This window comes from Ornatilinea apprima, from assembly GCF_001306115.1.
Classification (GTDB): Bacteria; Chloroflexota; Anaerolineae; order Anaerolineales; family Anaerolineaceae; genus Ornatilinea; species Ornatilinea apprima.
This window is the reverse complement of sequence record NZ_LGCL01000015.1, coordinates 222,098-241,304: the sequence shown is the minus strand read 5'-3', so window position 1 is coordinate 241,304 and position 19,207 is coordinate 222,098. Positions and strand designations below refer to the sequence as shown.

The 19,207-nt window shown below is 57.3% G+C and carries 12 protein-coding genes; 1 reads left to right on the top strand and 11 read right to left on the bottom strand.

The window, feature by feature from the left end; translation table 11 throughout:
* The first annotated feature begins 12 nt into the window (after positions 1-12).
* Complete coding sequence (gene add / locus ADN00_RS04300) at positions 13-1,035, top strand: adenosine deaminase (protein ID WP_075061891.1); 1,023 nt, start codon at positions 13-15, stop codon at positions 1,033-1,035.
* Between the two features lie 330 nt (positions 1,036-1,365).
* Here the strand turns inward: add and ADN00_RS04295 are convergent, their stop codons facing one another.
* The 11 genes from ADN00_RS04295 to ADN00_RS04245 all read right to left on the bottom strand — a co-directional run bounded on the left by ADN00_RS04295 (position 1,366) and on the right by ADN00_RS04245 (position 18,956).
* Positions 1,366-7,368, bottom strand: a complete 6,003-nt coding sequence (locus ADN00_RS04295; RefSeq protein ID WP_075061716.1) for an Ig-like domain-containing alpha-2-macroglobulin family protein — start codon at positions 7,366-7,368, stop codon at positions 1,366-1,368.
* A gap of 221 nt (positions 7,369-7,589) precedes the next feature.
* On the bottom strand, positions 7,590-8,561 hold the full coding sequence (locus ADN00_RS04290) for an ABC transporter permease (RefSeq protein ID WP_075061715.1): 972 nt from the start codon (positions 8,559-8,561) through the stop codon (positions 7,590-7,592).
* Positions 8,536-10,053: a sugar ABC transporter ATP-binding protein gene (locus tag ADN00_RS04285; RefSeq protein ID WP_075061714.1), complete on the bottom strand. Its 1,518-nt coding sequence runs from the start codon at positions 10,051-10,053 to the stop codon at positions 8,536-8,538. Before ADN00_RS04285 ends, ADN00_RS04290 begins: the two co-directional genes overlap by 26 nt.
* A 217-nt stretch (positions 10,054-10,270) precedes the next feature.
* Positions 10,271-11,374: a substrate-binding domain-containing protein gene (locus ADN00_RS04280; protein WP_075061713.1), complete on the bottom strand. Its 1,104-nt coding sequence runs from the start codon at positions 11,372-11,374 to the stop codon at positions 10,271-10,273.
* A gap of 251 nt (positions 11,375-11,625) precedes the next feature.
* A complete protein-coding gene (locus tag ADN00_RS04275) occupies positions 11,626-12,513 on the bottom strand; it encodes a hypothetical protein (RefSeq protein ID WP_075061712.1) in 888 nt (295 codons plus the stop codon).
* 35 nt (positions 12,514-12,548) lie between these two features.
* Entirely contained in the window at positions 12,549-13,553 is a 1,005-nt protein-coding gene (locus ADN00_RS04270; RefSeq protein WP_075061711.1) for a sugar phosphate isomerase/epimerase family protein, read from the bottom strand.
* A gap of 25 nt (positions 13,554-13,578) precedes the next feature.
* Positions 13,579-14,739 carry a Gfo/Idh/MocA family protein gene (locus ADN00_RS04265; RefSeq protein ID WP_201781138.1) on the bottom strand — a complete coding sequence of 387 codons (1,161 nt, stop codon included), beginning with the start codon at positions 14,737-14,739 and terminating at the stop codon, positions 13,579-13,581.
* Between the two features lie 94 nt (positions 14,740-14,833).
* The gene (locus ADN00_RS04260) at positions 14,834-15,805 is read right to left on the bottom strand and encodes an ROK family protein (RefSeq protein ID WP_075061710.1); all 972 of its coding nucleotides are present in this window, start codon (positions 15,803-15,805) and stop codon (positions 14,834-14,836) included.
* 24 nt (positions 15,806-15,829) lie between these two features.
* Complete coding sequence (locus tag ADN00_RS04255; RefSeq protein ID WP_075061709.1) at positions 15,830-16,402, bottom strand: D-sedoheptulose-7-phosphate isomerase; 573 nt, start codon at positions 16,400-16,402, stop codon at positions 15,830-15,832.
* A 50-nt stretch (positions 16,403-16,452) separates the two neighbouring features.
* Positions 16,453-17,466 (bottom strand): LacI family DNA-binding transcriptional regulator, encoded by a 1,014-nt coding sequence (locus tag ADN00_RS04250; RefSeq protein WP_075061708.1) that lies wholly within the window; start codon positions 17,464-17,466, stop codon positions 16,453-16,455.
* Between the two features lie 203 nt (positions 17,467-17,669).
* Entirely contained in the window at positions 17,670-18,956 is a 1,287-nt protein-coding gene (locus ADN00_RS04245) for an ROK family transcriptional regulator (RefSeq protein WP_082389878.1), read from the bottom strand.
* Between the last annotated feature and the right edge of the window lie 251 nt (positions 18,957-19,207).

Here is a 19,207-nt window from a genome sequence, read left to right as displayed (position 1 = left end):
AACGGAGCCATGATGCAAATCGAGAAATTTGTTGAGATGATGCCAAAAGTGGAGCTGCATGTGCACCTGGAAGGCTCAATCCGCCCGCAGACGCTGCTCAAGCTGGCCGGCCGTTACGGGGTGGCGCTGCCGGCCAGCACGGCTGCCGGGCTGCAGGAGTGGTTCACGTTTCGCGATTTTGATCACTTCATTGAGATTTATAAGACGATTTCAAGCTGTATTCGCTGCGCGGACGATATTGAGTTGATCGCACGCGATTTTTTGGCCGGGCAGGCAGAGCAGAACATCCTTTACTCGGAAGTAACCTTCACGGCCGACACGCACTTTCGCAACGGAATTGCGTTTGAGGAGCAGATGGCCGCGCTGCGGCGTGCCAATGAATGGGCGAAGAAGGATCTGGGGATAGAAATGCGCCTGGTGCTGGATATTCCGCGCATGATCAGCTCTGAAGATGGGCATTACACCGCCGATTGGGTGCTGCAAACCGCCGGGAACGGTCTGGTGGCGGCGCTGGGACTGGGCGGTCCGGAGGTGGGGTACCCGCCAGAGCGCTTCAGCGACTCATTCCGCAAGGTGCTGGCGGCGGGGCTGCCCAGCGTTCCGCACGCGGGCGAGACGGAAGGCCCCGCCAGCATTTGGGGTGCGGTCAACACGTTGGGGGCGCGGCGGATTGGTCACGGGGTGCGCTGCCTGGAAGACGCGCGGCTGGTGGATGTGCTGCGCGAGCGGCAGATCCCGCTGGAGGTGTGCCCGACGAGTAATGTGTGCTTAAAAGTGGTGGATCGAATAGAAGCGCATCCGCTGCCGCGCTTGCTGGCCGAAGGATTGTATGTAACGGTCAATTCAGACGACCCGGCGCTGTTCAATACCAGTTTGACGCGCGAGTTTCTGATCTGCGCGCAGGTGTTTGGTATGCCGCGCGAGCAGTTGAAGCAGCTCACGTTGAACGCGGCGCGGGCAACGCTGCTGCCAGCCGAGGAGAAGCGCGCCCTGGTCGAACGAGTGGAGAACGGTTTTTCCGAGCTGGGGGTGTGAGTACGGACCCCACCCCAAGTTTATTTTCATTGGGCGGATGGGCGAAGGCAATTCTCTTGTAGGGCGGTGTTGAGGGCAGATTGTCTGTTTTGAGGTAGATTTTTCTGAAACTGTCCGAAACCCGCCGTAGATGCAACCTTTGGTGGTTTTCGGGGCAGCTAACTCGTTGAAATACCAACTTTCTCATGCCTCTGCACCCACCCTACTTTTTTTCATTCGGTGTTGAGGGCGGATGATCTGCTTTGGGCGATGATATAGAAACCGAGATGAAAATTGACCGCCTCCCCCGGCGCATTCTGGGGGAGGCGGTTTTTTTATGCGTGTGAGCGATCAGGGTTCGATGGTGAATTTGGAGCCGGGGCTGGTGCCTTCGACTTCGGGGAAGTAGTATTCCAAGGCGTGGGTGGGGATGACCTGGTATTCGCCGGGTTGGAGCAGATTGATCAAGTAAGTGACCTGGTACGTGCCGGCGGGGACGAAGCGCGCCACCCAGCGCAGGTGATCATCGTGAATCTCGGGGTTGTAGAAGTACCACCAGCCCCATTCGCGGCCAATATAGGCGGACTGATCCTCGCTATTCATCGGGATCTGGCGCTGGCTGGTCTTGAGCTTGGGGTCCACGATTTCTGCCCCGGCGGGGATGTAATCTTCCAACACCAGGTAGTTGCGGTCTTCCGGCAGGACGAGGGTGAGGTGAACTTCGACCAGGCCTTTGCTCTCGGCGATGCTGGCGGCATCCAGCGGCGTGGTTTGGCCGGGGAGGGTGTAGCGGCGTTCGACCGAGACGCCTTTCTCAATGGCGGGGGCGCTGGCGGCCGGGCGGAAAAGCTCCAGATAGGCGCGATAGTAGAGCCAGCCTTCGCCGGCGCCGTGGTCGAAGAGCAGCGCGTTGGGACCACTGGGGCGCAGCTCGGAGACGGGCACGGTGGAGACGACCGGGTTGAGGGTTTGCGTGCCGCTGAAACTGCCTTCGGCGATGGGCGAGCCGTTGAGCACAGCCGAGAAGTCGTACTCGCCGCTCAGCTCGCCGCTGGCGCGGGCGGATTCAATCAGGGCGAGTAGCATCCAGGCGTTTTCGTAGCTGTTGCTCCAGGCGCCTTTGGGGCTGCGCGAGAGCACCAGGTAGCGGGCGGCGTCGATGATCAGCGGTGACTGGGGATCGAGCTGCGCGATGGCGTAGAGGGCGGCGGCGCTGTCTACGCGCGGGGCGCACATCTCGCGGCAGCCGGCTTCTTCGGCTTCCCAATGCGCGCCGGTGGCGGTGCGCAGGGCAGACTGCTGCAAGTCGTTCAACAGCACACCCACGCGCTCGTCCTGGCTGTCGAGGTCGTGCATGGTGAGGGCCAGCAGGGCTTTGCCCCACGGGTTAAGGCGCTCGCGCGATTGGTACAACGCGCCGGTGTCGGTGTATTCGTAGCCCGACTGACGCAACGCGAAGAGGTTGAAAGCCAGCCCGTCCAATTCCAGGACGGAGGTATTCGGACCGGGCTGGATGATTGCGCCGCTGAGGTAAGACTGGGCGAACATGAACGTATCGGGGTTGATCTCAAAGCCGGCCAGGCGCGCCTGGCTGAGGGCGAAAAGCGCCCAACTGGTGATCTCGGCGCTGCTGGGCTGGTCTTTGGCCCAGCCCCAACCACCCTCGGAGGTTTGCAGGATGATCAGACGCTCGAGCCCGGCGCTGATTTCTTTCTTTAATTGCTCTTCCAGGGTGGCTTCATCCAACGAAAGCTCCTGAATGGCGCGCAGCATGGCCAGGTTGGGCAGCATACGCGAAAGGATCGGCTCGGTATAGTTGTAGGAATAGGTTTCTTGCACGCGCATAGCGCTGAAGACGACCGAGGTGAGCGAAGGCGCCATTTCCACGATGAATTCGCCGCTGTTGGTCTCAAAACTGCGCGGCAGGCTGACGACCTCCAAACGCTGGCCTTCTTCAGAGAGCGCGCCGGCGGTGCCAAAGGTCTGCGGGGCGCGGTAGCCCAAAATGGGCAGCTTGCCCCACACCGGGGTCGAGGCGTCGCTCAGGTCACCAGCTTTGGCCTCAAACACCAGGTCGGCTTCGGCGCTGCCCTTGACGGGGGTGCCCCACCAGGTAACGAGGACGCTCTGCCCGGCCGGCAGGTCAATGACCTGCGCCGCCTGGGTGGGTTCGTCGAGGGTGAAGCCGGTGGCACGCAGCGAGACGGTGGGGCGCAAGTTGGAGCCGGTGGTGTTGTTCACCACCGCCGCCAGGCGGACGTGATCGTCTTCCACTAGGAAGCGTGGCGTCTGGGGGCGGATGAGCAAATCTTTGCTGGTAACGACCTGCGTGCTGGATTCGCCCACGCGGGTATCGGTGGTCAGACCGCGCACATCGGCGACCCAGGTGGTGAGGTTGTCGGGGAGCTGCACTTTCACGGTGGCGCGGCCATCCGCGTCGGTGATGATGTCTCCGGCCCAAAAGGCGGTGTCGGGGAACTGCTGGCGGACCGTGGCGGCCATGGCTCCACCTCCGCCGCCCCCGCCGCCGCGATCCATCACCGCTTCGGCAGCCACCATTTCTTTCTCAGCCAGGGATGTGAGCAGCAGGCTGCTGGTAACGCCCAACGGCATGGGGGCGTAAAAGGTTTCGACCAGGCCGAGGTTGAACGGGTCGGCCAGGGCGAGGACGGCTTTGTCTATGAGGGCCAGAGAAAATTCACCCTGAACGGGCTGTCCGTCCGCATCGGTAACGCGCAGGTTGATCTGCACCGGGTCGCCTGGCTGGGCCTTTTCGGGTGTGGCCTGGGCTTCCACGTTCAGCACCCAATCTTCAGGCGAGACTTCCAGCGCCAGGTAGCCCTGGCGGTAATCGGGGCGCTGGTTGGCTGAGCCGAGCACGGTGACAGAGACATAAATGTTGGGGCTGTCGTCTTTTAGAATGGGCAAATCGTATACCAGGCTGCTGTCCTCCAGCTCAACCACCTCAGAGCGCATCACGCGGCCGCGCTCAATGCTGATGAGGGCCAGCGAGGGTTCAGGGAAGGGGTTGGGAATGAAGATTTGGGCAGTCTGTCCAATTTTGTATGATTCGGCGTTGGCAGTGATTTGAATCTGCTTGTCTTTGCCAACCGGCCAGGTGGCCGAACCGGCTCCGGCTACCCACAGCCACACCTCGGTCTGGGCGCCTTCGCCGCTGACCGTCAGACGGTAGGTGCCGGGGTCGGCGGGGGTAAATTCCACGCGCGCCTGGCCCTGGCGGCTGGTGGTGAGGTTGGTGCTGGCCACTTCGGTGTAGACGGGCACATAGGGCGATTCGCCCGCGGGGACTTCCTCTGGGTCAAGTTCCTGCCAGTCCACTTTTTCAAAGCGGGCGGTCAGGTCGTGGTCGCCAGACTCTTTCTGGTCAATGCCGGTGGTGAGAATTGAGAAGCCGAGGGGCTTGCCAGCGCTGCCGCTCCATTGTTCGCGGCGCACGCCGATGTAGATGGGGGCGGGGTGGTAGGCGGCCGAACCGCGCGCGGACGTGGCCAGCTCGGTGCCGCTTTGGATATTCGCCTCGAGCAGAAATTGGTAGGATTGGCCGGGGGCAAGGCTGCCGGCGAGCGTGTCTGCGGTAACTTCCACGTTGAGGCTGCCGGTGAGACCGGTGCGACCGCTGCCGCTGGCAACATAGACGCCGTAGTACGGGTCAATGTAAAGGTTTCCTTTCCTTTGCCAGAAGAAAGACGTGGATTCGGTCTGGTAGCCCCCCGGCAGGTATAGGCTGTCGGGCTGGGCGTAGAGTGTCCAGTAAATTTCCTGGTCGGAAGCGGGAGCGCCAAAGAAGTATTGGGTGTTAATTTGCGCGGTAACATCGCTGGAGCCAACCCAATCGGACTGGTCAAAGGCAACGGTGAGGTCAATTTCCGGCTTGCGATATTCGGCGACCTGGAAGGAAAGACCCTGCGTATAGTCGCCTTGCACTTCGAGGGTGTAATAACCGGTGGGCTGGCCGACGGGCAGTTCAAACGAGCCGGAAGCGGAGCCGTATTCATCCAGTTTGAGGGTTTGAATTCCCAGCTCGGCGCGTGTGTAGGTTACTGGCGAGTATTCGCCCCACAGTTTTACTTCCACCTGGCTCAAGTCGGGCTGGGTGTAACGGGCGTTATAGTGGTCGCGCACGATAACGCGGTAAAAGACGGTCTGTCCGGGCCGGTAGATTGGCCGGTCGGTATACAGGTAGGTTTTATATTTGGCGGGGGCCAGATCGGTGGAGATGCCAAAATTCCAGGGAGCGAGTTCGTTTGACCAGTTGCTGACCGCAGCGGTGAAATTGGGGCTGCCAGGCGAGCCAGCGAAGGCATACACCGGATCGTAGGCAATAAAGTCTTCTGGCAGGGTGAGGTTCACCAGCCCATCTTCATCGGAGGCGGCGCTGTCTAGCGCAGTCCCCTGCAGGCTGAAGAGGGTATATTCCAGGCCTTCGACCGGCTGGTTGTCTTCAATTTCCACCGACCAGACGCTGACTTCGTTGCTGGAGCGCTTCATCAGGGCGTTATTGGGGCTGACGATCAGCAGGTAGTAGTAGGGGAAGGAATACCAGTCGTTGGTCAATTCTGGAGAGGAGATGGAAACGTAGTACAGGCCAGGGGCCAGCGGTTGCTGGTTCGCGGAGAGGCTGACGCTGGTCGCGACGGCCTGGTTAGCCGGCAGGTTAAGCGGAACCGTGCGGGTAACGAGCGACGCCGGGGCTTTGACTTCTTCATAGCCGGCGGAGGCGCTGGAGAAGGAGATAAATTCTTGAATGGTTATAGGGGCAATGCCAACCTGCAAGTTGCGGATGCCGCGGCCGACCAGCGCCAGCTCACTGCGTTCGGGGGTGAGGAAGAGCAGGTTGCCTGACTGCGCGCCAGAAACGCGCAGCATGGGGGGCGCGTCGGTGGTAGTGATGGTCAGCGAGGAGGCCTGGTTGATCTTTCCACCCCATTTGTCGCGCAGATCCGCGCTGACAGTGATGGTGTATCGCGTTTGCGGTTGGACAAAGCCGGAGATATACAGGTAGCGGTTCTCGGTGCCGCCGGTGTATATGGAAGGACTGGTGAGGGGCGGATTGAAGCGCACCAAATCGGTGAATTTTTGCAGCGCCAGCGGCGCGTTAAATTCCAGCGTGATAAACGCGTAGCCGCTGCTGTGCTCCCAGGGTTGATTCACGTTGGGGCTGGAGCCTAACAAACGCAGCGCGCCAACGGTGCGGAATTTGCGGTTCAGCGCTTCTTGCAGGGGCGTGCCGCCCTGCGCGGTGGCCTGGGTAGTGAGACTGAGGTTGTAGTCTTTGCCGCGCTCAAGCAGCTCTGTGGGGGCGGCCTTCAGCTGGGTGTTGTCCTCATTCCACTCAAGGCGCAGAGCGGCGGGCTCATCTCCGGCTGTGGAAAGGCTGATGGCTTTCTCTACGCTGCGGGTATCCATGGGCTGATTGAAGGTGAAGGTGAACTGCGGGTCAAGGTCAATCTCGCCGCGATTGATGGGCGTTTCCACGCTGAGCAAACGCGGCAGCGAGGTGCTGAAGGTCCAGCTTTGCGGCTGGGCGGCATCCGCGGCCAGAGACGCGCCCGCGGCGGATTTAACGGCGAGGTTCAGGTCGATCTGGTAGGTCTCGCCGCCCTTCAGCGCCGGGTCGGGGTAGAAAATATAGGTGCTGGTGTTGAGCCATTCGCCTTTGCCTTTGGCAGTGGGTTTGAGGGTGAAGGCAGTGGGGGCTTCTTCGGGTTGGCCGCCCAGCGGAACCACCGGCTGGTTGAAAACTACCACCAGCGGCGCAGCGGGGTTAACGTCTTCCTGCCCGGCGGCGGGCAGCACCTGCAGAACTTGCAGCTCTCCGGGAGCCTGGTAGCTGGCCAGGTAATCCGCGGCGAGGGTGAGGCCGTTGGCGGCCTGGATGCCTTCAGCGAGGGTTAAGGAGAAGCCAGCTTCTGCGCTGGCGGCGGCTTGCGGGGTGACAATGAGGGTGGAATCGTCAAGCCACTCCAGGTCGATCTCGGCGGCGGGTTCAATTTTCAGGCTGTTTTCCACCGATTCGCGGTCCATCTCCTGGTTAAAGTAGATGGTGATGGGCTGGCGGGCGGCCAGCATGCTGCCGGGGATGGGCTGAACTTCGACAACCGCGGGGGGCATGGGTGGCAGCTCTTGGGTGGGAACTGGCTGCGCGGTGGGCGCGGCCGTTTGCCCGCTTGGCGGAGCGGCTTCAGCGGCGGCTTCGGCCTGGGTTGGGGTTGGCTGGCGGCTGGCAAAGCCTGGCAGCCCGCAGGCCAGGCTGATGAGCACCAGCAGGTTAAGCAGAATGAGCCCGTTGCGCTTGACCGGGCGGGTGGTTTGGGTGTGAGAATTGGTTTTCATTGAATATCCTTCTGTACAGAGGGAAACACTTTATGATGTCTGTTGAGGTCAATGATGAATCGCTATTTAGATTATAGAACGATTTATCCGGCGCTGTCTGCCGCAGGGTTTAGACGTTGTGAAGTGGAGAGAAGTTCCAACGGCAGTGGAGGGTATTGAAAATAAAAAAACTGCTTCTGAAGCCAGAAGCAGTTCTTAAGGAAAAGATGAAACAGATAAGATCAGTCGTTGTTCTTCTTGCGCTGCAGCAGCACGGTGAAGATGATGATGACGCCTTTGACCAGACCATTGAGGAAGGGCGGGATTTTGGCAGCGATGAGGATGCCTTCAATCATTTGCAGCATGATGGCGCCGAAGAAAGAACCGGCAATTACACCACGGCCGCCGGTCATGGCGATGCCGCCGATGGCCACCGCGGCAATCGCGTCCAGCTCAAAGGATTGGCCGGCATTGGGAGCGGTGATGGAGGTGAGGCGAGAGGTGAGCAAGAAGGCGGCGATACCGGTGAGCAAGCCGGTGATGGTGAAGGCCAAGGTTTTGATCTGGTCCACATTGATACCGGCCAGGCGGGCGGCCTGCTCGTTGGAGCCGACGGCGTAGACGTAGCGACCGAACTTGGTTTTGGCCATCAGCACTGCGATGATCACGGTCATTACCGCGAAGATGAGCGCCAGGTTGGGAATGCCGAGGACATCACCGGCGGCGATCATGCGGAAGCTGGGCAGGATGTCGGCGGCAACGTTGAAGGGGCCGCCCTGGCCAAGCTGCACAATCACCGACCTGAATGCGCTCATGGTGGCCAGGGTAACAATGAAGGGCGCAATTTTCCCCTTGGTGACCAGAAGACCGTTCATAGAGCCGAGGATTGCACCAAAAATGATACAGAAGAGCAGCATGAGCCAGACATTGCCAGTGGTGTTCAACACCACCACGCTGAGGCCCGCTACCAGCGCCACCAGCGAGCCAACCGAAAGGTCGATCATGCCGGCGATGATGAGGATGGACATGCCCAGGGTGATGATACCCTTGATGGACGCCTGCAGCATGAGCGTGGACAGGTTGCGGTACGAGAAGTAACGCGGGTTGATGATGGTAGCAAAGATCAGCAATCCGATGAATGAGACCAGGTAAGAGTATTTGGAATTGAACTGCTTTACTTTTTCCCAATTAATCTTTTTTAACAGATTTCCCATTGAAACCCTCCGAGTTTGAGCCTGTGGCATAGTACATAACGTTGACTTCGTTTAGTTCATCTCGATTCAATTGGGCGTTGATGTGGCCCTTGTACATCACAATGCAGCGGTCCGCGATTTTGTAAATCTCCGGGAATTCAGCGCTGAAGATAATGAGACTTTTTCCCCGACGGGCAAGCTCATTGATCAGCTTATAAATTTCAAATTTCGCGCCCACGTCAATGCCCTGGGTTGGGTTGTCCATAATATACACATCGGAATCCAACTCGAGCCAGCGTGAGACGATCACTTTTTGCTGATTGCCACCGCTCAGAGAGGTAATATAGTTATCAGGATCATCGACTTTGATGTCGGTGATTTTCTGATTGCGCCGAAAGCGTTCCAACTCTTCCTTGCGGGAGATAAACACTTTGTTATGCTTGCTGATGAAGTAGGCTATCGAAAGATTGTTTAGAATGCTGAGGTCTTTGATGATGGAGCGTTCTTTGCGGTTGCGCGGGATCATACCAATGCCGGCTTTCATCACCTGGCGGATGCTGTGCAGCTTCAGTTCTTTGCCGTGGAGGGTGATGCTGCCAGAGGTCAGCGCGCGCGCGCCAAAGAGTGCCTCCGAAAGCTCGCTGCGGCCGTCGCCGTGCAGGCCGGTAATGGCGAGAACTTCGCCTTTGCGCAGATCAAAGCTCACATTTTCAAAGTAGCCTTTGCAGGTGAGCGATTGGGCAGTGAAGATGACATCTCCGCGCACATCTTCTTTCACCAACTGCGAGTCGACAATGCTGCGCCCAACCAGCAGGTTGGTGGCTTTTTGCTCATCAATGTCTTTGAAATAACCTGAGTCGATAAATTGGCCGTCGCGCAGAACGGTGTATTTATCGCAAATTTCAAACAACTCGGGCATTTTGTGTGAAATAAAGATGATGCTCAACCCGTGGTCTTTGAGGCTGCGCATAATATCAAAGAGGATTTCGATCTCTTTGTTGGTCAGCGCAGTGGTCGGCTCATCCATGATGATTAATTTCGATTCAAACAGCAGCGCTTTGGCAATTTCAACAAGCTGTTTACGCGAGGCTTCCAGGTCATCCACGAGGGTTAATGGATCAATATCCAGTTTGATCCGTTTCAGCACTTCTGCTGAGCGGGCAATCATCTGCTTTTTATCCAAAAAACCGCCTTTGGTGAGCAGTTCCTGACCGAGAAAGAGGTTCTCGAAAACGGTCAGGTCATTGACCAGATTCAGTTCCTGGTGAATAAAGCGGATTCCGAGCTCATTGGATTTGGTGATGGACATTTCTTCGATGCGATTGCCATCGATAAAGATCTCGCCCTGAGTCGGATGAATCGCCCCGGCTAAAATGTTCATCAACGTGGACTTGCCGGCGCCATTTTCGCCCAGCAGGCCATGAATTTCCGAGTCTGCCACTGTGAAATCCACATTATCCAGTGCTTTTACAGGACCGAAAAATTTGGTGATCCCTTTCATTTCCAACAACATAATTTCACAGCCTACCTTTCCTGATCATCTCTTACCGTGATGTGCTTCACCTAATCGTGGTCACAGTCTCATGCGGAAAAACATTCAGGATCATTATATCGATAAATAGGTAAAAAATTGCATTTCTCAAATTGGTTGGTGCTGGCCAGGCGCTTGCGCGCCCGGCCAACACCAGAAATACTTACTTCTTATCTACAGGTTTACACCCAGCTCGAGTTTAGTCTTCGAGGCTGTAGCGGGTGATGTAGATGGGGTGATTGCGGAACTCTTCGCCATTCGAGTTGTCGACTTCGACGGTCTCGCCCAAGATCAGGCCAGAGGGGCTGCCACCATTGAGGATTTCGGCGCCCAGTTCAACAGCCTGGCGGATGAGGGCGGGGGAGAAGGCGTAGGTCACCTGGTCGATGCCGTACTGTTCTTTGACAGGGGCGAAGGTGTCGATGTTCTCGCGGCGAGCGCCAACACCAGAGATCAGGCGGATGTTGAGTTCAGCGGCGCCATTGTAGGCGGCGATGGCATCCAACACGCCCAGAACAACTTCGTCATCATGGGTGAAGATGGCTTGGATGCTGGAGATTTCTTCATCGGTGCTGGTGTTCAGGAAGGTTTCCATCTGTTCCATGGCCTTCGCGCGCTGCCAGTCGGTGGTGAAGGACTGCACGATATTGAACTGCTCAGAGGCGGTGGAGAGGAAGCCATCGGTGCGCTGAGTGGGGACGGTCGAGAGGTCGCCCTTGAACTCAAGGATGTTTATGGTCTCGCCAGCGGCGATTTCATCGGCGAAGTAATTGTTGAAGTACTCACCGGTCATCTCACCGATTTTTACATTGTCGCCCATGAATTCAACAGTGGGGGTGAAGTCGGTGATCAGGCGGTCGTAGATCACGAGCGGGATACCGGCATCCATCACTTTTTGGGCAGCAGAGCGCAGTTCGTCGCCGTTCATCGGCCAGAGGACGACCACGTCAACCTGTTCGTTGAGCAGGGTGTCGATGTGGTTGTTCTGCTCAGAGGCTTCGCCAGCGGTGAGGAATTTGTATTCAAAACCGTACTGGGCGGCCAGTTCTTTGGCGGCGGCTTCGGCGTGCTTGATGCTCTCACCGGTGAAACCGTGAGTAGCGTTCGGCATAACGATGCCCATCACTTTGGGCGTTTCGGCAGCCGGGGCAGCTTCTTCAGCAGCGGGGGCTTCGGTGGGGGCGGCAGCCTGTTCGGCGGGGGCGGCAGCTTCGGGGGCCGCAGTCTCTTCGACGGGGGCGGCGCAAGCGGCCAGAGCCAGGACCATCGAGAGAACCATGATTAAACCCAACAACTTTTTCATCTCTTTATCTCCTAAACTAGATTTGGGTGTATTTTTGTGAAGAGCTTGGCGCTCTTCTTTCCAATAAACGCCATCTTCCAGGGGGCGAAACCGGTATGTTTGGCAGGAAGATGTCACACTTTTTTTGATTGCGTCCGGTGAACAGCGCCGGCGCAAGGAGGTTGTGTTCTCCAAGGTTGGTAATGGGTTGTTTTTTAAGACTTGAATAACTCACTTTGGCATGCGTTCTTGCGACAGATCGATGAAAGTGATTATTCGATATTCAAATCTCGAATCACCTCCTCTATACTTTCCTCGCTCATGGATACGTTAAGATTTGAAAAAACCAACCATTTTTCTTCGTATTCCAGGGTGCCGCCGGGCTGCACGCTGGTGAGGGGACTGAGGGTCTCCATTTCCAGAAAGCGCCGGTCGCAGTAGCATTCCATATTACACCCCATATCAACATATTGGCCTTGCGGTTCAAAACGGGCCTGCTTGATGATGAGGGTGTTGTCGAGGTAGTAGCCCATCCAGCCGCGGTCGTTGAGCCAGCCAATTTTGGCTTTTTGCTCGCCCTGGTAGCGGGCTTGGACGAAAATGTAGCGGTTGCCCAACACGATATTCTCGGATTGGATGTCGGTATACGGCCAGATAACCAGGCGGCGGTTGGGGAGCAGCCCCGTGGCGCGCGCGGACTGAGGCAGAATGGCGAAGCCCCCCATGCGCATTTGGGCGATGGGCCAGGCCGCGAACGTAACCGGCCACAGATTGTGGTTTTGCAGCCCATACTTCACACGCACTTCGGCGCGGCCGGTGGGCATGGAAATTTCCATCGATTTCTGGATGCCGGTTTCTTTTTCAATGTTTTGGGTTACCAGCACGCTTTCCGCGTTGAAGGCAAAAGACACCGGTTCGTTGTCGGCGATGTAGGTGCGGCGCAGATCTTCGGGGGCATGCCACAGGCGCTGGCCGCCGCGCGGAATGAACTCGTTGGGCTGCTCGCCGGCCAGGGGCACTTCGGCCATCAGGTTGGGGCCTTCAGCGGCCTGCAAACCAATGATGCGCGGCCCGGCATTCTGCATGACGTGCAGGGTGAGAAGCCCGTTGGTGAGGGCCAGGCAGGGGTATCCGGCGAAGATGTCTTTCAAATGCTGCATGCTGTGTTCACTCACTTCTGTTTGTGTGTGAGCCTTTACGCTTTATGCGAGAAGGCTGAGTCGAAGGCCTGGCCCGAAGGCGGAAAGTTAATCCGCTTGACCATGGCCAGGGCGTCTTGCGCGCCCCATTCGCGGTCCATGCCGCTGTCTTCCCACTCAATCGACATGGCGCCCTGATAGTTGATGCGGTTGAGGGTGCGGAAGACATGCTCCCAATCCACATCGCCGTGACCGGGGGAGACGAAGTCCCACCCGCGGCGGTGGTCGCCAAAGTTGAGGTGCGAAGAAAGGATGGAATTGCTGCCGTCGAGACGCACTTTGGAGTCTTTGATGTGCATATGGAAGATGCGCTCGGGAAAAGCTTCGATGAGCTTGACCGGGTTGATCAATTGATGAACCAGGTGGCTGGGGTCAAAGTTGATGCCGAAAGCGGGGTGGTAGTTGACCGCTTCGAGCGAGCGCTGCATGGTGTAGATGTCGTAGGCGATCTCAGTGGGGTGCACTTCGAGAGCGAATTTCACTTTCTCCTGGGCAAAAACGTCAAAGATGGGGGTGAAACGCTCGGCGAAGTCACGGTAACCGGCGTCAATGACCGAGTCGGAGGTGGGCGGCCAGAAGTAGAGCTTGCGCCAGATGCTGCTGCCGGTAAAGGCGGTGATCACGTCCACGCCCATCAGACGTGCGGCGCGGGCGGCGTTCATCATGTGTTCGGCGGCGCGGCGCTGCACGCCTTCGGTTTTTCCATCGCCCCACACGCTGGCGGGAATGATGGCCTGGTGGCGCTCATCGAGAATGTCGTCGCAGATGCACTGTCCAACGCAGTGATTGGAGATGGCGTAGCATTTGAGCCCGTATTTTTCCAGCAGGTCTTTCTTCTCGCGGGCGTAGCGGTCGCTGGAGAGGCAGGCTTCCACATCGAAATGGTCGCCGCCGCTGCCCAGTTCCACGCCGTCGTAGCCCCAACTGCTCAATTTTTGAGCCAGGGTTTCGAGGGGCATATCGCCCCATTGGCCGGTGGTTAGAATGATTGGTCGAGACATGGTTCTCTCCTGTTGCTCGCTGCGCTTACTCAGAAATCTTGACCCACTTGCCGGTTTGGGAACTTTCGAGGATGGCTTCTTCAATCACAAGGGCGCGGTGACCGTCTTCAAAGGTGGGGAAGTCGGGTTTGGCCGAAAAATCTCCCTTGAGAATGTACTGGTTGACCTTTTTGGCGAGCTGCTTGAAGGTGTCGGGGAAGCCTTCGGTGTGCCCGCCGGGGTAAGAGGCAACCGACTGGGCCGCGGGATTCATCAAAGACGGGTCTTTGATGAGGACTTCGTTGTAGCGCCCGCGGTAGCCGCGCCAGAGGGCGTCGGGCGATTCGGAATTCCAGGCGAGGGCCGAGGCGGAGCCGTCAATCTCGTAGCTGAGGCTGTTCTTGCGCCCGGCGCTGACCTGAGAAACCGCCAGACTGCCTTTGGCGCCGTTGTCGAAACGGAAAAGGATGTTGGCAAAATCGTCGCCGGTAACGTGAACTTCTTCGTAGGCCATTTCTTTTTTGGTCATCTTGCCAGCGAAGGTTTCCACTTCACCCAGGGGGCGCTTGCGTACAGGGATGCTGGTGCCCAGGTCGGCCATCACTTCGCTAACGCGCAGGCCGGTAACGAACATAACCATGTCAATCCAATGCGAGCCGATGTCGGCAACGCTGCACAGCGCGCCGCCTTCTTTGGGGAGCAGCCGCCAGTTCCAATCGGTGGGGTAGAGCAGCCAGTCTTGCAGGTAAGCGCCGTGAATGTTGTGAATTTTGCCCAGCTCGCCTTTTTGAACGATCTCGCGCGCCTCGTGGTTGACCGGGTAGTAGCGCAGGTTGTAATTGACCGAGCAAGCCAGCTGCTTGGTTTTGGCCAGTTCCACCAGCGCTTTCGATTCTTCGGCGGTGACGGTGAGCGGCTTCTCACAGATCACATGCTTGCCGGCTTCCAGTGCTTTCACGGTGTGGCTGTAGTGCAGGTAATTGGGAGAGCAGACATGAACAATTTCAATTTCTGGGTCAGCGATCATCTCGTCAAAGGTAGCGTAGGCCTTTTCCACATGCAGAGCTTCGGCGGCGGTTTGCGCTTCTTGCAGGTCTTTGCCCACAATCCCGACGACCACGTCACCCAACCGGCGTACTCCCTCAATATGAGCGGGCCCAATAAAGCCCAGACCGACAACACCAACTTTGAAATTCTTTTTTATCATTTTGTCTCTCTTTTCTTCCTCTGAACTGATACGCTGCGGGCGCGTTCTGATGGTGATGAACGCACCGGTAAATTTTCTTTCTTAGCAACCGTCTCTAGCGAAACCCGCCTTCTGAAAGCAAGGCCGCGCCGTAGAGAGTTTCTTTCCCATCCAGAACAGAGAAGCGCAGATCAAAATGTCCGCGCAGGAACCCGGGGATCAATTTTTCCAGGCCGGGCATCATCTCTGCCTGCATAATATCTTTCGATTTACTGATCCCGCCGCCAATCACCACACGGTCTGGATCTAATATGCAGACCACATCGGCCAGGGCGCGCGCCAGGCTGTGCATGGCGGAGCGGACGAGGGTCTGCATCTGCGCATCCCCCTGGCGGTAGGCCTCGAAGACCAGCTCGGTGGTAACCATCTCGGCCTGGTTCTGGGTGAGCTGGCGCAGAGCGGAACCGGATGGAAGCTGGTTGTAAAGGGCTTTGGCGTGGCTGGCAATGCTCCAACCGGCGCTGTAGCTTTCCAGACAGCCCAGCTTGCCGCACGCGCACTGCATACCGTCTTCTTCAACGGTGAGGTGTCCAAATTCGCCGGCCATGCCCATGCCGCGGTACAGCTTTCCGTTGAGGATTATGCCCGCGCCAATGCCGGTGCTGACCTGGAAGTAAAACAGGTTCTCGCATTTTTCACCGGCGCCGTAAAACCACTCGCCCAGAGCGGCGGCGTTGGCGTCATTTTCCATGAACACCGGCAGGCCAAAGTGCTCGGAGAGCACTTGCGGCAGGGGGAAGTAGTCCCACCCTTTGACATGCTGCGACGTGATGATCCACTGGCCATCGCGGGAGATGGGGCCGCCAAAGGAAATGCCAATGGCTTGAATTTCTTCCGCGCCATTTTTTTGGAGGAACTCATCGCCGAGGGCGCAGATGATATCCAGCGAGCCTTGCGAGCCAAGGTTTTTGGGCGTTTGGCGTTTGGCGTAGTGCAGAACCTCTCCGCTGGCCTTGTCAATTATGGCGGCGGCCAGCTTGGTTCCTCCAAAGTCAAAAGCAAGTACTTTGCCGTGTGGTGTGTGCATGCAGTGTCTCTACATTGTTAAGGTTCAGGCGTTGTAGCGCCGCCCGCGAAGCAGGCCAGTCGTCAAATGGTCAAGGATCATGTGCACATCTTCGACCTGTTCCATGTCGTGCACCGGCACAACCAAGGCCAGGTCTACCATGTCTTTTAATTTGCCGCCGTCAAAACCGGACCAGCCAATGGTAAAGAGACCTTTTTCTTTGGCGGCTTTGATGCCTTCGAGAACGTTGGGCGAATTTCCGCTGCCGCTGATCGCCAGCACCATGTCGCCGGGGTTGCCCAGCGAGAGGATCTGCTCGGCAAACACGCGGTCGTAGCCCTCGTCGTTGGCGTAGGCGGAGAAGGTGGGCATGTTGTCGTTGAGGCCAATGATCTTGAGGCGTGGTTTGGCGGTTCCGCGGGTATTTTTGCCCATGTCGCAGACCATGTGGCTGGCGGTGGCGGCGCTGCCGCCGTTGCCGAACACAAACAGGGTTTTCCCGGCGCGCTGGCATTCGTCAATCTTTTCATAGACGGCGGCGATGGTTTGGTGCGGCAGAGCGTCAATGACTTTCTTCAAGTCGCCAAAATAGGTATCGATATATGCAAGGGTTTCCATGTTGTCTGATTCCTCGTCCAAATAAGTCCAAAAAGGTTTACTACGCAGAACTAAGCCACTGGGAAGCACGATTCGCGGACGACCAGCTCGGGTTGAATGAGAATTTGCGGAGCGCTGGTTTTGCCTTCCGGTTCGTCCATCATCTCCAGGGCCAGGAGGATCGCTTTTTCAGCAAACACCTGAACCGGCTGGCGTATGGTGGTGAGCGCCGGGAAGACCTGCGCGGATTCATCGATGTCGTCGAAGCCGATGACCGAAACGGATTTTGCACCGATTCGGTGCAGCTGGTTCAATACCCCCAGCGCCATCACGTCAGAACCGCAAAAAATGGCGGTGGGCGGGTTGGGGAGCCGCATCAACCGTTCGGCGCAGCTGGCTGCCTCGAGGCGCTGGTTGGCACATACCTGAAAATAACCCTCTTCCACCGTGAGCTGGTGAGCGCTGGCGTATTCTTTGAAGTGAACCAGGCGCTCTTGAATGCCAATGGCATTGGGGTCTCCCACGCAGGCAATGCGGCGATGACCCAGCGAATACAGATGGTCAAGAGCAAGGTAGGTGCCGGCTTTCTCATCGATATTGATGGAGGGAATGCCCTCCATCTGTCCGCAGGCGACGGCCACACAGGGCTTATGATAGATTTTAAGGTGCTGGATCATGCTTCGGTCGCCGGGGATGTCTCCCAACAGGATGAGGGCGTCGAACCACAGGCTGCCCATAATGTTGGCCTGACGGCCAGCGACGGCAAGATTGTAATCTGCGTGGCCCAGAAGCAGTTCGATGCCGTTGGAGCGGGCGTGTTTCTGCATGTGGGTGTACAGCTTGACCAGGAAGGGGTCGCGGATGTCGCGAATAATGGCCCCAAACAACCCGGAGCGGCGCGAGCGAAGCGCTACCGCGAAGGGGTCAGCCTGGTACCCCAGACGGCTGGCTGCCAGCCGGACGGCGAGATCCGTTTCCTGACTGATTTTGATCTTGCCGCTGCGCTGGTTGAGGACGCGGGAAACGGTAGCAATGGATACCCCGGCTTCTTTGGCGACCTCAGCGATGGTAACTCGTTTGGGCATACGCCTGCTTTCTCTGATGACTTTGTTGGTCGCAATTGATGTAAACCTTTTAGGTTAAACGTTTACATGACTATTATGACAAAATCATCACCAAAAATCAACCAGCAGTTCAGTCTGGCCGCGCATATATTCAGTTGTTCAAATGCTGGCTTTCCCCGGTGAAGCGCAAGGAATAAGCCTTTTGTTGTTTACTGCAGACCCTGCTATACCAGGGGCGCGTCGGCGTAGGCGGCGAACATCATGTCCATCGCCATGCTGACGGCGCCAATGACGCCCGCATCGTCGCCCAGGTCGGAAAAGAGGATCGATAAGTCTCGGGTGGCGAGGGGCAGGGATCGCTTGAGGATGGATTGACGGATGGAGGAGAGAAACAGGTTTCCCAATTTGCTCACGCCGCCGCCAATGATGATCATGCCGGGGTTAAAGAAGTTCACCAGCCCGGCGATCACTTCGCCAATAATGCGCCCGCTGTTGCGGATGATTTCAATGGCCACTGCGTCGCCTTCGCGGGCCGCGTTGCCGATGTCGATACTGGTGAGACTGCCGTTGTTGCGTTTGTAATATTCCGATAGAACGGTCTGGCGGCCCTCTTGAATGGCTTTAACGCCCTGGTTGGCAATCGCGGGGCCGCCGGCCAGGGCTTCAAGACAACCGGTGTTGCCGCACACGCAGATGGGGCCGTTCTTGTCCACGCAGATGTGGGCAATATCGCCGGCGCAGCCGTAGGTGCCGCGATAGATTTTGCCTTCGCAAATGATGCCCGCGCCAATGCCTGTGCCGATTTTGGCAAAGATCAGGTTTTTTACGCCTTTGCCCACGCCTTTAATCAATTCGCCCACGGCCATCATGTTAACGTCGTTGTCGACCACCACATAGGCCTTGGGGAAGGCCTGGTGAATGTACGGCACGACGGGGAATTTATCCCAGCCAGGCATGATGGTGGGGGAGATCAGCGAACCGAGGGAAAAATCAACCGGGCCAGGGACGCCAATGCCCATGCCGATCACGTCCTCATTGGTGTAGCCATTGCTGGACACCATTTGGCCGATGATCTCACTGATGCGGTCAAGGGTTTTATAGGGGCCGTCTTTGACAAAGGCCACTTCCGAGGAACGGGCGAGCCACCTGCCGGAGAGATCGGTAAGGACCAGGTCGATGCTGGTCGCGCCTACATACACGCCAGCGACCAGCCCCAACTGGCCGTTGAGGCTGAAAATGACCGCGCGGCGGCCGCCGGTGTTTTTGCTTTTTCCGGTTTCGACAATGATTCTTTTGTCGAGCAGGGATTGGATGACGCGGTTGACTTTGGAGCGGGAATAGCCGGTATAATCAACCAGCTCTTCTTTGGAAGATCCGTCAAAGCGGCGGATGAGCTGGATGAAGATCTCTTCGTCGCGGGAGATGGCCAGCAGGCTGCGGGCTTCCTGGTTCTGGGGGAAGCCATCCATGCCTTGGAGGGGTGCTGGTTTGAGAGTGTTGTTCAACAGCATCGATGAACCCTGACTGTGCCTTTCCGCGGTTGGTCGTAGACTCCGGTTAAGATTTGAATATCGAAACGGATATTCGGGCTGCTCACTCCAAATTCATTTACGTTTTTTATTATAACAATCATTAACGAATTGTCAACAATTTTAACCATATCGATTCAACTTATAACTTTTATGGACGAAAGTTAAAGAGAATCAAACCAAATTCTAACCGGTTGACTTCCGCCCCCCCTGACGGTAAAATCAACCATCGT